Source organism: Prochlorococcus sp. MIT 0916, assembly GCF_047305155.1.
Classification (GTDB): domain Bacteria; phylum Cyanobacteriota; class Cyanobacteriia; order PCC-6307; family Cyanobiaceae; genus Prochlorococcus_B.
The window spans coordinates 1271444-1286053 of the sequence record NZ_CP138980.1 but is presented as its reverse complement, the minus strand read 5'-3'; the positions used below and the strand labels follow the sequence as shown (position 1 = coordinate 1286053).

Annotated in this window: 17 protein-coding genes; 6 read left to right on the top strand and 11 right to left on the bottom strand. The window is 35.4% G+C overall.

The window, feature by feature from the left end:
* Positions 1–82: 82 nt before the first annotated feature.
* From SIB53_RS06740 to SIB53_RS06730, 3 genes are all read right to left on the bottom strand, one after another.
* Positions 83–1879, bottom strand: coding sequence for a peptidoglycan D,D-transpeptidase FtsI family protein (locus tag SIB53_RS06740; protein WP_413677493.1), 1797 nt, complete (start codon positions 1877–1879; stop codon positions 83–85).
* Between the two features lie 8 nt (positions 1880–1887).
* Positions 1888–2298, bottom strand: coding sequence for a hypothetical protein (locus SIB53_RS06735; protein WP_413677492.1), 411 nt, complete (start codon positions 2296–2298; stop codon positions 1888–1890).
* Between the two features lie 137 nt (positions 2299–2435).
* Positions 2436–3782, bottom strand: coding sequence for a CPBP family intramembrane glutamic endopeptidase (locus SIB53_RS06730; protein ID WP_413677491.1), 1347 nt, complete (start codon positions 3780–3782; stop codon positions 2436–2438).
* Positions 3783–3891: 109 nt separating this feature from the next.
* Here SIB53_RS06730 and SIB53_RS06725 point away from each other — a divergent pair, with 109 nt between their 5' ends.
* Complete coding sequence (locus SIB53_RS06725) at positions 3892–5220, top strand: histidine phosphatase family protein (RefSeq protein WP_413677490.1); 1329 nt, start codon at positions 3892–3894, stop codon at positions 5218–5220.
* A gap of 128 nt (positions 5221–5348) precedes the next feature.
* Here the strand turns inward: SIB53_RS06725 and lepB are convergent, their stop codons facing one another.
* The 5 genes from lepB to SIB53_RS06700 form a co-directional block, all read right to left on the bottom strand.
* Positions 5349–6041, bottom strand: coding sequence for a signal peptidase I (gene lepB / locus SIB53_RS06720; protein WP_413677489.1), 693 nt, complete (start codon positions 6039–6041; stop codon positions 5349–5351).
* Between the two features lie 80 nt (positions 6042–6121).
* The gene (locus SIB53_RS06715) at positions 6122–6469 is read right to left on the bottom strand and encodes a Spx/MgsR family RNA polymerase-binding regulatory protein (RefSeq protein WP_413677488.1); all 348 of its coding nucleotides are present in this window, start codon (positions 6467–6469) and stop codon (positions 6122–6124) included.
* Positions 6470–6513: 44 nt separating this feature from the next.
* Positions 6514–7050: an inorganic diphosphatase gene (locus tag SIB53_RS06710; RefSeq protein ID WP_413677487.1), complete on the bottom strand. Its 537-nt coding sequence runs from the start codon at positions 7048–7050 to the stop codon at positions 6514–6516.
* Entirely contained in the window at positions 7037–7288 is a 252-nt protein-coding gene (locus SIB53_RS06705) for a hypothetical protein (protein WP_413677486.1), read from the bottom strand. The genes SIB53_RS06710 and SIB53_RS06705 overlap by 14 nt, the downstream gene beginning before the upstream one ends.
* A 101-nt stretch (positions 7289–7389) precedes the next feature.
* Complete coding sequence (locus tag SIB53_RS06700) at positions 7390–7851, bottom strand: resolvase (protein ID WP_413677485.1); 462 nt, start codon at positions 7849–7851, stop codon at positions 7390–7392.
* A 174-nt stretch (positions 7852–8025) separates the two neighbouring features.
* Between SIB53_RS06700 and SIB53_RS06695 the strand changes: the two genes are divergently transcribed.
* The 4 genes from SIB53_RS06695 (at position 8026) to SIB53_RS06680 (ending at position 12755) form a co-directional block, all read left to right on the top strand.
* Positions 8026–9816, top strand: a complete 1791-nt coding sequence (locus SIB53_RS06695; RefSeq protein ID WP_413677484.1) for a proline--tRNA ligase — start codon at positions 8026–8028, stop codon at positions 9814–9816.
* Between the two features lie 46 nt (positions 9817–9862).
* Positions 9863–10297, top strand: coding sequence for a photosystem II protein Psb27 (gene psb27, locus SIB53_RS06690; RefSeq protein WP_413677483.1), 435 nt, complete (start codon positions 9863–9865; stop codon positions 10295–10297).
* 95 nt (positions 10298–10392) lie between these two features.
* Positions 10393–11706: an adenylosuccinate synthase gene (locus SIB53_RS06685; protein ID WP_413677482.1), complete on the top strand. Its 1314-nt coding sequence runs from the start codon at positions 10393–10395 to the stop codon at positions 11704–11706.
* A gap of 41 nt (positions 11707–11747) precedes the next feature.
* Entirely contained in the window at positions 11748–12755 is a 1008-nt protein-coding gene (locus SIB53_RS06680) for an adenosine kinase (protein WP_413677481.1), read from the top strand.
* 11 nt (positions 12756–12766) lie between these two features.
* Here SIB53_RS06680 and cutA read toward each other — a convergent pair whose 3' ends face one another.
* Positions 12767–13090, bottom strand: coding sequence for a divalent-cation tolerance protein CutA (gene cutA, locus SIB53_RS06675; RefSeq protein ID WP_413677480.1), 324 nt, complete (start codon positions 13088–13090; stop codon positions 12767–12769).
* A 15-nt stretch (positions 13091–13105) separates the two neighbouring features.
* Positions 13106–13915 (bottom strand): precorrin-6A/cobalt-precorrin-6A reductase, encoded by an 810-nt coding sequence (locus SIB53_RS06670; RefSeq protein ID WP_413677479.1) that lies wholly within the window; start codon positions 13913–13915, stop codon positions 13106–13108.
* 32 nt (positions 13916–13947) lie between these two features.
* Here SIB53_RS06670 and SIB53_RS06665 point away from each other — a divergent pair, with 32 nt between their 5' ends.
* The gene (locus tag SIB53_RS06665) at positions 13948–14385 is read left to right on the top strand and encodes a single-stranded DNA-binding protein (protein WP_413677478.1); all 438 of its coding nucleotides are present in this window, start codon (positions 13948–13950) and stop codon (positions 14383–14385) included.
* 5 nt (positions 14386–14390) lie between these two features.
* On the opposite strand, the gene SIB53_RS06660 is transcribed toward SIB53_RS06665, so the two are convergent.
* A complete protein-coding gene (locus SIB53_RS06660) occupies positions 14391–14582 on the bottom strand; it encodes a hypothetical protein (protein WP_413677477.1) in 192 nt (63 codons plus the stop codon).
* Positions 14583–14610: the final 28 nt, after the last annotated feature.

Here is a 14610-nt window from a genome sequence, read left to right as displayed (position 1 = left end):
GTCTTTCATGTGTAATAGACTAGCCATATTTTTTATAGATTTCACCCTTTAATTAGTACTTTTCGGAAAATTTAGCCATCTCTTAGCTTTTGCTAGCCAAATGTTCTTTTTTAGAAATACTTGGAGGGATTTTTTCTATCACAAGCAAAGTCTCAATAATTTTTTTTGCCACAGGGAGAGCCACCGTTGATCCATATGCATTTGGCTTTTGGGGTTCATCAATAACTGCTAAAACGACATAGCGAGGATCATCGATAGGAAGACTTGCAACAAAACTGCAAATTTTAGAATTATAGTTAAAACCATCCTGCGATTTTTGTGCCGTCCCTGTTTTTCCTCCAATTCGATAGCCAGGAACATCTACCTCAATACCACTTTCATCGTAAAATGACACAACTGTTTCCATCCATCCAAGAACAGTCTTTGTAACCTCAGGAGATAACACCTGCTTTGGTTCTGAAGGAGAATTGAAATACGACTCATAATCACCTTTCAGGCCTTTAGTGATATGAGGCATCACAAGTCTGCCTCCATTTGCAATTAAAGCGTGCAATTGAGCTAGTTTAAGCGGAGTAACAGAAAAGCCTTGACCAAAGGAGGCTACCGCTGGTTCTATTGGTTGATTGACAAAAGTCTGCTTTGATTTTATTTGCCCAGAAACTGCTCCTGGAAGATCAGTTTCTGGTATTTCATCAATGCCTAGGCGCCTTAACCATTGCCAGTAAATACTCGCATTCAATTTAGTCATAATTTTAACCATACCTACATTGCTTGAGACTTGTAACACTTCAGGGAAAGTCAATATCCCGTTTGGCCTCCGATCCCAATTAGAGAGAGGCCATCCTCCTACTGTAACTAGACCATCATCATTCACTTCTCCATTAGGGCTTATAACCCCCTCCTCCAATGCTAATGCCAAGTTAATTGGCTTAAAGGTAGAACCAGGTTCAAATAATTCTTGCACTGACCACTCTTTAAAAAGAGATGGAGAATAATCCCAATATTTATTAGGATCATAAGTTGGCGTAGAAGCCAATGCCAGAAGTTCTCCTGTATCTATATCCATTACGATGACCACACCTTTTTTTGCATCCCACTTCTTTACTTGCTTACTTATTTCTTTAATGGCTACTTCTTGAAGCCTTACATCTAGGGTTAATTGGAGACTTAGCTGATCCTCGTCAAAGACACCACGTTGAACACCTGTAGGCAGAGGTGTTCCATCAGCTCCTCTTCTGATTAAACTTGCTTTTTCTAGACGCTTTAGATCACTATCTAAACTTAATTCCAATCCAGCCTGAGGTCTTCTATCTAAATCCAAAAAACCAACTACATTTGCAAAAAGAGACCCGTGAGGATAAAGCCTTTGAGGATACACCTCCAAATCAATACCACTTATTCCAAGTTTCTTAATAGCATTAGCTTGCTCGGGTGTCACCCCCTCTGCAAGTTTTACCCCTGAAGAATAATTTCCTAATTTTTTTAAAATATCATCAACACTTATGGATAGTGGGGCAGAAAGAAGCTTTGCTACTTCGACTGGTTTACGAACTGTCCTAGATGAATCACCGGGAAAATTAAAATACCTAGGGTGAGCCCAAATTTTAAAACGTCTCTCATCTATTGCGACAAGCTTTCCATTTCTATCTAAAATAGATCGACGTGTCCCCAGAGGGGTCTTTTGTTCTGTTTGAACTTCGCGTGCTAGAGCTCTTAATTGATCAGACTGAAATAGCTGAAGCCAACCTACCCTTAAAAAAAGGCCCCCAAGTCCAAGGCATAATAAAAAAAAGATAATTCTAAATCTGGACTTAGATAGGGGCTGAAGAGTGTTTACTTTAAAAGTCTTTCTTTTCTTTCTATGATCAGAACTTCTCATGGGAATTATTAGTAACCTGATTTAACGGGAAAAGAAGATATTTTCTCTAGAAATCTACTTTTCAATGTCACATCGAATGATTTTTTAGTTTCTTCTGGTTTTGGTCTATCCACGTATATAAGATCTTCCGCTTTAGTGGGAACTAAATTTTTAGACAACTTTTGATTTTTCAATAGATAGCTTTCAAGGATTGATGTTGACTCCAATGTCCTTCGGTTCAAGTCTCTAGTAGTTTCAAGTTTAGTAAAAGACTTAGTCCACAAATATTGAGAGTGCAAAGCTACGGATGACATTATCGCCACTGTTATGAGTATGCCTACCAATGCACCATCTAAAACAATATGAAGAGCTGCTTGAATTGGAAACTTTCTTTGAACCTGTTTTGAGGAGAAAACACTGTTTAACAATTCCTTGGACAACTTCTTTTTTGGAAATTGGCCTACTTTTTGTTTATATTGAGTTCGACTAATCAAATCAAAATTCGAAAGTAATTCAAGTCAAACACCTTGATCAAGCAACTGCAAGAGCTGGAATACTGATTTTTTTTTATTTAATCTCAAGCCACTAATAGTAGACTAATAAAAGTGACTCCATTCCATAGGGAATGCATAAGAGCACAAGGAAATAACCTTCCTGAGCTCAATCTCATCAAGCCAAGACCAATTCCTAATACAAATAGAGGAGGTAATTCCCCTATACTTAAATGAGCTAAAGCAAAGATCAAGGCACTTAATAAAACTCCGCTAGCTTTGCCAACTTTGGATACCAATACAGGCAAAAGAATACCCCTAAAAACTAACTCCTCAAAAACTGGAGCCAAAACAACAGTTGTAATCAAAAGCAAAAATAATGGAAAGAATTCATCACTACCTAAAACCAATTCCAATAAAGGATTACTTCCTCCTTGGTCACCAATAATCTCATTCATTAGCCACCCAATAAGCAGCACTAAAGGCATAATCATTAACCATCCACTTATTGATTTAAAAAGTCCTTCTTTGATTGGTTTGATGTTCCATTGAAGCCAACCTCCATCAATCCCCGAAGGAACTAAACCCATTAATTGATATCTAATTATAAATAAAGGAGCTATAGTCATTGAACAGTAACCTATAAATACTCTTAGAGACTGGTTTAATGGAGAGGATAAATTATTAAACAATAAATCTGTTATTGGTATAATTAGTGCGGGGAAAATGACTTCACCAATAACAACGAAACCACCAGAGATTAGAAGAACCATATCTATTACTGATAGGGGGGGTGATATCATTTCTGGCCATGGAGTATTTTTCTTTCTTAAGAAAATAAAAGCATACCTAATCAAGAATATACTCCCTATAACAGAAGCAAAAAATGGAAATAATTGTGAAGTTAAAAGCCTTATAGCTGTAAGGGAATTATATTTTTGATTAATACATTTTTCATCCGTAAATCCCAAGTTGGAACATGAGATTTGATAAAGTAATGGGTCTAATTCAATCTCATCAAAATCAGGAAATTTATCTAGTTCTTTACCTTTTTGTCTATCCAATATATAGCCTTTAACTGTTTCAAACTTTTTATCATTAAAGTCTTTCTTCAAGATAAATTTTTGCTCACTCTCAGACTCTTCCAGAATTGCTAGTAACAATCTTTCTCTATCCTCAATTTGTCCCAAAGGAATGTCACTTAGGGCTTGATAAAGTTTTTTTTGAGGTTCTGAACCTAAAAATACTTTTTGTATTGTTTTAGGTAAAGATGAAGAAGCTGACACTGCCATCTCAGTTTGCATCAAAGAAATCTTTGGAGCTACTGAGGGTCGTTCAAAGCTTTCTTGCAAACCTTGTTGCCATATCAGAACAGTTAAAAGCAATGAAAATAGAGCGATCGCCCATTTCCAACCAGTTTTGGCTTGTCTCATAAAATCAACTTGTGAAGACTGACATGGAGAAAGACTTCTATCTTTACTAAAAGAACCTTAGATTGCCCTCATGGCGAATACCATAAATATCTAGAAGACACTTTATTTAATGACATTGCGTCTAATTTTTGTCCGTCATGGATTGAGCAGTTTTAACAAGGAAGGTCGTATTCAAGGAAGAAACGACCTTTCAACATTAACTAGAGAAGGGCAATTGCAAGCTGAAGCGGCCGGAAAAACAATCTCTTCTATTCCAATAGATGCAATTTATAGCTCTCCTTTACAAAGAGCATCAGAAACCACAAAAATCATTATTAAACAACATCAAAGCGAGCTTCAAGCAACTTATACAGACGAACTCCTAGAGGTTGACCTTGGGCCTTGGAGTGGTTTAACAAAAAATGAAATAAAAAATCAGTTCCCAGAAGAGCTTTCTATTTGGCAAAAAGAGCCAAAGGAACTGACAATTAATAGAGACGACGGTTCAAAATTTCAACCAATTAAAGAACTCTTATCTCAAGCTGAAAATTTCTTAAAATCTTTATTTGATGCTCATTCAGGGTCAAATAAAACAATTTTGATAGTTGCCCATAATGCAATTCTTAGATGCTTGATACTGAAATTAATTAATGAGCCATCAAAAGGGTTTAGAAGATTGAAGTTAGATAACACCTCAATCTCAATTTGTAATATTAATTTTAATGATTGGAAAGATAGACAAGTTCAAATCCAATGTCTCAATAATGTCGCTCATTTAAATCCTACAATTCCAAAAAAAAGGAGTAAAAAAAGAATTATTTTAGTTAGGCATGGTGAAACAGACTGGAATAAACAAGGAAGGTTCCAAGGACAAATTGATATTCCCTTAAATAAAAATGGTAAATCCCAAGCAAAGGCCGCAGGTGAATTTTTAAAAACCAATATTTTACAAAAAGCTTTCAGTAGCTCTCTATCAAGACCAAAAGAAACAGCTCAAATAATTCTAAACGAACATCCAGGGATCGAAATTTCTCTCAAAGACAACCTAATAGAAATTGGTCACGGAAAATGGGAAGGGAAGTTGGAGTCTGAGATAAAGACCGACTGGCCAGATCTTCTACAAACATGGAAGATTTCACCTGAAAAAGTTCAAATGCCAGAGGGAGAAAATATAAAAGAAGTCTCCACGAGATCCATTACTGGTTGGAATGAGATTTGCCAAGACCTTAAAAACGATGAAACCGCATTGGTTGTCGCTCATGATGCAGTTAACAAAACCATTCTTTGTCATCTTTTAGGGTTAATGCCATCAAATATTTGGATGATAAAACAAGGTAATGGAGGCGTTACAGTCATTGATCTCTCAGACAACGAAGGGCAACCAGATCAAATTACCTGTTTAAATATCACTTCACATTTAGGAGGAATTATCGACTCAACAGCTGCTGGAGCTCTTTAATTTAATGACTAATAGTTATTCAAATCCTTGAAAAGGAAGGATCATATATCAAGAGAGAAGCTGTTTTAATCAAAATGGGGGTGAACAAAGACAAAAGGCAGTTGGGAAAGTTATTGATTATAGGCTCATTAATTAAGCTTACCAAAACGATTAATAGGCCAAAAGCGCCAGCTTGCTTTGCCAATTATTTCATTATGGGGTAAGAACCCCCCTCCTGGCCAAAAGCGACTATCCCAACTATTAGCACGGTTATCACCCAAAACGAATACATGTCCTTTTGGAACAGTTGAAGTCATCGGAGGACATAGATTAAAGTTAGATTTAGTTGGGCAGAAGTTCGTAACATATGGTTCATTGATTGATCTACCATTCAAAACAATCTCTCCCTTACCATTAATCAAAAGACGATCTCCTCCCACAGCTACTATTCGTTTGATATAAGCATCACAAGCACGATCAGATAGAGTAGGTATCCAAGAAATTAATGGAAAAGTTATTAATGAACATTGAAATTTAGACGGAAGTTGTTTAGTCCTATCAGCTATCAATTTCTTATCAAAGGAATATGGTGAGTTGAAAACTACAATTTCCCCACGCAAAGGTGACCTTTTGCGCAAAGAAAGTTTTTCAACAATTAGTCGATCATTAACTTTCAATCCGGGCAGCATTGAACCCGAGGGTATATATCTAGCTTCTGCTATAAAATGACGAATACCTACATATATCAGAACAGTTAAAGAAATAGGTCCCCACGTATCAAAGAAAGAGTACCACCAACAATTTTTAGTTTTCTTACTCGAATCTGAATGAATTTGCGGCACGTGTTTATTAATAAAATATCTACCTTACTTTATTAGTAAAGACTACCTAAATTAAGTCAATATTAGTCCTAATGTGAATTTCAAAGTAATTTTTCAGCCCACTTTTCTTCTTTAAAACCAACTATTAAGCATTTACTAGACTTATATAAAAAAGGTCTCTTTATTAATCTGGGTTCTATATATAGTTTCTCAAAAAACTCGTTATTAGTCATTTTCTTGACAACATCCGAACCAAGGGAACGATAAATACCCCCACTGGTATTTAAAAGATATTTTCTATCACCATATAGCTCACTAGCCGAGATAAGCATTTCTTTAGACGGGGGGGCTTTTAAAATATCAATTAAGTCAAAAGCAATATCATTATTTTTAAGCCACTTAATCGCTCTACGACAAGTTGAACATGAAGAATAACTAAATAATTTCAAGTTTTGAAAGCATAGAAGAAATAAGTTTATCCAAAGAAATCAAATTAAATTAGTTTTTTTATAGTCATATCAGAATGATGTGCCTCTATGCAGCTTTTCAATAATTCATCAACAGCATTATAGTCTCTCCATCCGTCTATAACGATTACCCTCCCTTCCAGGCTTTTGTAGGTTCTAAAAAACTCAGCCACATCCTCCAATTGGTTCTGAGCTATCTGCTTAATTGTATTAATTTCTCTTTGTCTTGGATCAGCAGTAGGTACACATAAAAGTTTGCCATCGTAAGCACCTGAATCATGCATATCAAGAACCCCAATAGGTCTTGCCTTGATCAAACAACCTGCAAAAGTGGGTTCTTCCATAACAACCATTGCATCAAGCGGTGCGCCGTCCTCAGCAAGAGTATTTGGAATAAATCCATAATCAAATGGATATCTCACTGAAGAATGCAAAACTCTATCAAGAGCCATAATTCCTGCAGAGCTGTAATATTCGTATTTATTTCTACTTCCAGCAGGAATCTCAACCACTAGATTTACTAATCCAGGAGATGGTGAAGGAGGAAGATCACTCAGGTCCATTTTGATTTACTGAAGTCGGTATTAAACTTTTTGTTGTTTCTTGGCTGTCACTAATGACAGCCAACAATGGTATGCCAAGCATAATAAATACTATTGCTAAACCAATTAAAGAAGTAGAAGTACTATTAAAACTGTAAGGATCTTCTTCATCAGAAGATGGATTATCAGTTTCTTTATTAAAAAAATGAGAATCAAGCTCAGAAGATTGCTTCTTAATTAAATGTGGTTCTAAATCCATATAAGGTTTGGAATAGATAAACCGTTAGTTGAATGTGTGTAAATCAATTAAAATACTTAATATAATTTAAATTAAATATATTATCCCATATCCAAGAATAATTAAGCAGCCTTTCTATCAGACCCTTGTAAATGATTAGGAATAGGACGATTCGGATCCGATTTCTCATCAAGCTTATTACTAATGATTCTTAACTCTTCAAGTATTGCATTAAGAATATTTTGAGTTTCTGATGATGGAGAATTAAATATCTCAACTGTTACTTCCTTAATTCTAAGTATATCTTTTGCAAATCTGGCAACCTCATTAGGATGAAAAAGTAATTGATCTTTTTGATCGCTTCTAAATTCTGTGTTTAGTTTTCTAGGATTAAATGATGGATTCAGATTCCTAGTATCAGTATTTGTATATCTGTATACGGATGCTCTAGATCTATTTAATGTTTTCTGAACTTCATCAATAGTCAGTAATGAATCAATTGAGTTAGAAGCTTTATTCAATCCTTTATCAGTAGACTCCTGTGCTCTTCCATTCGCTTCTGAATTTACTGCCCCGTTAAACATTGCTAAAAAAAGCGTCTAGAAAAACATGTCAAAGAAGTTAGCAGATCAATCAAATTAACACCATGTACATTAGAACACTTTAAAAAAACAACATGATTCCCGCACAATTAATATAGATCCTCTTCTGGCCCACACTCAAAGTACTAATGTCAGACAGATTTACATTTTAGGCTTATGCGCGTCTCCCGCCTAATGCTTAACACGCTCAGAGACGTCCCTGCAGAAGCAGATATAATTTCACACCAGTTACTTATAAGAGGAGGTTTTATAAAACGCCTAACTGGAGGAATTTATGCTTATATGCCATTGCTTTTGAAAGTTCTAAAAAAAATAACGCTAATTGTTGAAGAAGAATTAACAAAGAAAGGTTGCCTTCAAACTCTTCTCCCTCAACTTCAGCCTTCAGAAATTTGGGAAAAAAGTGGGAGGTGGAAATCATATACAGAAGGAGAGGGTATTATGTTTAGCCTTAAAGACAGACAAGGTAAGGAATTAGGCCTTGGGCCAACTCATGAAGAAGTAATTACTCAAATAATTTCTCAAACTATTCACTCCTATAAGCAATTACCAATAAACATATTCCAAATTCAAACAAAATTCAGAGATGAAATAAGACCAAGATTTGGATTGATGAGAAGTAGAGAATTCATCATGAAGGATGCTTATTCCTTTCATGCCAATAAGAGTGATCTTCAATCAACTTATTCAGAGATGAGAAATGCCTATCAAAATATATTTAAAAAATGCGGTCTAGATTTTGTTTGCGTCGAAGCTGATAGTGGAGCTATTGGAGGTGCAGCATCTGAAGAATTCATGGTTACAGCGGATTCTGGCGAAGACTTACTTTTAATAAGTTCTGATGCTAAATATGGGGCTAATCAAGAAAAAGCTGTTTCCATTGTCGAAGAAGGAGAATTGTTAGAGCTTAATAAACCTTCGATAATTCATACTGCTAATCAAAAAACTATAGAGGAATTATGCAACTACAATAATTTCCACCCAAGTCAAATTGTAAAAGTTTTAGCTTATATAGCAATTTGTGATGATAATAAAAAATATCCAGTACTAGTAAGTATTAGAGGAGATCAAGAAGTAAATGATATCAAACTTTCAAATGAAATATCTCATAAATTAAAACAAAACATAATCGATATTAGAACAATTTCTAATGAAGATATTCAAAAGCAAGGTATTACTCCTATTCCATTTGGTTTTATAGGTCCTGATCTTAGTGATAATCTACTATCTAAAGCAAAAACATGGGAAAAAAAATTCATAAGAATATCTGACAATTCTGCAAAAGATCTTAAAAGTTTTATATGTGGAAATAATATCCAGGATGAACATAAAATATTTTATAACTGGAGTCTAATTAATACTCAGCAGCTTACATGTGATATTAGAAAAGCTAAACCAGGAGATAGGTGCCTCCATGATAAAACACAAAGACTTCAAGAATGTAGAGGTATTGAAATAGGGCATATATTTCAATTAGGAACTAAGTATTCAAAAACATTAAATGCTACTTTTACAGACTATAAAGGTATTGAAGACCACTTTTGGATGGGATGCTATGGAATTGGTGTTTCCAGATTAGCTCAAGCAGCAGTAGAACAAAGCCACGATGATTCAGGTATTATTTGGCCAGCATCAATTGCCCCATTTGAAGTGATAATTATTATTGCCAACATAAAAAATACTGAGCAAAAATGTTTAGCTGAAGATATCTATCAAAAATTAATGAAAAATAGAGTTGATGCTCTACTTGATGATAGGGATGAGAGAGCTGGAACAAAGTTTAAAGATGCTGACCTTATTGGCATCCCATGGAGAATTGTTGCTGGAAGAGAAGCTAGTTCTGGACTTGTTGAATTACATAATAGAAAAACAAAAACAACAGAGTTATTAGATCTAAATTCGGTTTTAAAAAAACTTTCTGAAGAATTTAGTATTGAAAACCTATAAATTTAGCCCAAAGGACTCTAGAGTCTTTAGTAACTGCAAAAAACAAATGATTTCTGCCTTTCATCACCTCTCCATCAGGTTGGTGAGGGCAGCTTTGGCTATATGCCTTGGCTTCAGCCTCATATTCTTCCAATTTGCTTCAGAAGTGAATGCAGCTAAAACACTAATGACTGGAGATTTTGCGAAAGACACTATTGCAGTCTCCACAACTTTAAAAGAGACCATAACTTTACCTAAAGAAGATAAAGGGCTATCTGAAGCAGAAAAAGAAGCTGTTTTTCTAATAAGCGATTACATTTCAAGATATAGAAATCGATCTCAAGTAAATACTTCTATAACCTTTACTACAATGCAGACTGCTTTAAATGCTTTATCAGGTCATTACAAGACTTTTGCAAACAGACCAGTACCTGAGAATCTCAAAGAAAGATTAAACAACGAACTATCAAAAGCAGAGAAATTGGCAGTTAGAGATAATTAAAGATAATCTTTAATTCATTTCTTTGACTCAGGGTAGGGCTATCTGCAAATCTTGATTCTTCTAAAGTAAATCGGTTTCGAGCCGAATTTTCTTCCTTGGCAAATGTTGTAGTCATAGGCGCTCAGTGGGGTGATGAAGGTAAAGGCAAAATCACCGATTTGCTCAGTCGCTCAGCAGATGTAGTTGTTCGCTATCAAGGTGGTGTTAATGCCGGTCATACAATTGTTGTAGAGGACAAAGTTCTCAAATTACATTTGATACCCTCTGGGATCTTGTATCCAGATACGATATGTCTTATTGGATCAGGAACAGTTGTTGATCCAAAAGTAATGATTAAAGAAATAAAAATGCTTGAAGATAACGATATTGATATTTCAGGACTAAAACTTGCCTCAACTGCTCATGTAACGATGCCTTATCACAGGCTTCTTGATTTGGCCATGGAGCAGAAGCGAGGTGACCAAAAAATCGGTACTACTGGTAGGGGTATTGGTCCAACATATGCTGACAAATCGCAAAGGAATGGAATTCGAATAATTGATCTACTGAGCAGGGAAAAGCTCCAAGAAAGATTACAGGTCCCCTTAGCAGAAAAGAACGGACTCCTTCAAAAGATTTATGGAATTGAGCCATTAATTATTGATGAAATAATAGAAGAATATCTTGATTACGGAAAACAGCTAAAAAAACATATTGTTGACTGCAATAGAACGATTCATCAAGCAGCCAGAAAAAAGAAAAACATCTTGTTTGAGGGGGCCCAAGGAACCCTATTAGATCTTGATCATGGTACCTACCCTTATGTAACCTCCTCCAATCCAGTATCAGGCGGGGCATGCATTGGTGCAGGAGTAGGTCCTACACTCATAGACAGGGTTATCGGAGTAGCCAAAGCCTATACGACTAGAGTTGGAGAGGGGCCCTTCCCGACTGAATTGCAAGGGAGTATTAATGATCAACTTTGTGATAGAGGAGGTGAATTTGGGACAACTACTGGGAGAAGAAGACGATGTGGCTGGTTTGATGGAGTAATTGGGAAATACGCTGTTGAGGTGAATGGATTGGATTGTCTTGCTATTACAAAACTAGACGTATTAGATGAACTTGAGGAAATTGATATATGTGTCGCTTATGAATTAAATGGTAAAAGAATTGATTATTTCCCAAGTAGCGTTGAAGATTTTGAAAAATGTACTCCAATTTTTAAAAAGCTACCTGGCTGGAGATGCTCTACCGAAAATTGTCGTCGCCTAGAAGATCTTCCACCTGCAGCGATGAGTTATTTGAGATTCTTAGCGGAGCTTATGGAGGTCCCCATAGCAATAGTTTCCTTAGGAGCTAATAGAGATCAAACAATTGTTATTGAGGATCCTATTCATGGACCAAAAAGAGCTCTTTTGAATTCTTAAAAAGTGAGCAATAATACTTTGATGATTTTTAAATGAACTTGATGAATAATAAGACAAGCGACCCTTCACTGGACATAGTAGGTATTGGGAATGCAATTGTAGACGTATTAATAACAACAGATGATTCACTCCTAAAAAGACTATCTTTCAATAAAGGTTCAATGACCTTGATTGATGAAGACAAAGCCAAAGAACTTTATGAAATAACTACCAACAGAATTCAGAGGTCAGGAGGTTCTGTTGCTAATTCATTAGCATGTGTAGCTCAGTTAGGTGGAAAGGCAGCTTTTATTGGAAGGGTCAGAGATGACAAGCTTGGAGAAATCTTTACAGAAGAAATATCAACAACTGGGACCATTTTCAAAACTCCACCATCATCCGTCGGTCCCTCCACTGCAAGATGTCTCATTTTTGTCACTCCAGATGCTCAGAGAACTATGTGCACCTACTTGGGAGCTTCAGTCCTGTTAGAGCCTAAGGATATCGACCTCTCAGCAGTCAGGGAAGCAAAAATACTTTACTTAGAGGGATACCTATGGGACAACCAAGCCGCTAAAAATGCATTCATTAAAGCTTCAGAAATAGCTAAAAATTCAGGTCGAAAAGTTGCTTTATCCCTTTCTGATTCATTTTGTGTTAATAGACATCGCGAAAGTTTTATAAAACTAGTTGAAAATCATATAGATATATTATTCGCCAATGAAGATGAAATAACAACTTTGTATAAGACCTCTTCTCTGAATACAGCACTTGAAGAATTGAAAAAAAAATGTGCTCTTGCTGCAATCACAATTGGTGAAAAAGGCTCAATTCTAATTTTAAATGGTAAAGAAATAAAAATAGATCCTTTCATCCTTGGAAAGGCTATTGATACCACCGGTGCAGGAGATCTTTATGCTGGAGGCTTTTTAAAAGGGCTTGCAGATGGCCTAAAGCCAGAATTATCTGCAAAAATTGGATCTATTTGTGCAGGACAGATCGTTACACAATTAGGATCTCGATCCAATATTGATCTTTTAAATTTGATCAATTCACATTTAGAACCCTAAAGATTGAAAGTTCAAATAGAATTCACCCAATGATGGTAATTTTTATTAGCTGAAACGCGAAAATAAATTATTTCTGGTATTTCGTAGCTATGCCATTCAGCAATCTTATTACAAACGTTATTTACATTTTCTTTCTTACATTTAATCAATAATTGTACTTCTTTCGATTGATTTATATTTCCTTCCCACCAAAAATATGATTCGATATTCTTAAAAGATACACAAGGTATTAATTTCTCCCTCAAGAGTATATTAGCTAATTTAGATGCACTTTTTTTATCGACTTCAGTAGTTATAACCAAATAAATTTCATGATTTAAATCAGATAAAGTCATAATCTTAAATACTTTTTATTCCATACTAATAGATTTTAATTTTTTAATTAATTTTTCATAACTATCTACTGAATTAATATTTTTCACTTCAGTAGGTCTTTCCAACAACCAAAGATTAATTCTCATACTCAAACAAATTTGATGCCATAAGATTTCATTACTTCCTCCTGACTGCCTACAAATCACACCAGCAATATTCCATTTCCTAACAAGTGCTCTTTCAATTTTTCCATTACTAGAGGCTGAAGGGTTTAATACTGCAAAATTTGTTTTTTTAATTGATGAAGACAGTGTTTTTCTTATACTTTCTGGATTGGCTAAAACTCTTGCAAAAACATTTGCCCCTGAATTTCTTGCAAAAAGCAAGGCTTCCTGAAGATGCCTTACTCCTACAGCGAGCAAAATAGATTTATTCTTTAAATCATAATTTCTTAAATCACTAAATTTTCCTATTAAAAATGCATTTGAAATATTATCGATAGCTCTTTCATACCTTATGAATGGTTGACCTAGTTCCTTACAAACTTTTGAGATTGACCGTGTGATTTTTATAGCAAATGGATGAGTCAGATCAACAACACAATGAAATCCATTTTGATGAATTCTTGCTTTTAATATGACTCCCCGGATCTCTTCCTCAGTGATTAATTCACCAGTTAATATTTTTTCTAAATTTAATTTTTTATATGGAATCGAGGCTCTATCCGAAACAACACTAACAGTAATTTTCCAACCTTCTTTCAATAAAGACTTGGCGAATACATGACCTTCGCCTGTTCCTGTTAACAACCAAAGATGTGGCTGGCATTTTTCCCTTACATCCATCAAGATAAACCACAATAACTAAAGAAAAAAAAATGAACCATTGCATGCTTGAGGTTTTTGTAAAAAAGGCTCCAACAGTTCGTTTTACCCAAGACAACAAAACTCCGCTAGCTGAAGTTGAAGTTGAATTTGATAGCCTCCGTGCTGATGACCCTCCCTGCGCAATTAAGGTAGTTGGTTGGGGGAAATTAGCAGAAGAGCTTCAAAACACTGTTCAAGTCAATTCTAAATTAGTAATAGAAGGGCGCTTAAGAATGAATACCGTTCCTCGCCAGGATGGGACGAAAGAAAAACAAGCTGAATTTACTCTTTCTCGAATCCACCCCTTTTCTTCTAACACAGCGGTTTCATCAATACCTTCCCAAGCTCAGTCAAATATAAAAAGCGATTCCGCAAATTCCTTAAATAACGAAGGTATTAGATGGGACAGCTCACCATTAGTTCCGGATACAGATGACATTCCATTCTGAAAAAATCAACCATTTTCTTCAATGTATTCTGTAGTCCTAGTTAAAAGTTGACCTAATTCTCTCTCCAAAGCCGCCAGATCAGGTCTAAATTCAGGCCAGCTACCTTTATCTAATTGTTCAAGGATCCAAGCTCTATCCTTGTTTAGTTTTTCAACAAGTTCATTTAACTCAGAAAATTGTTTTTGGTGTGAGGCCATGAGACTGTCTCCTGAAAAACCCATCTGC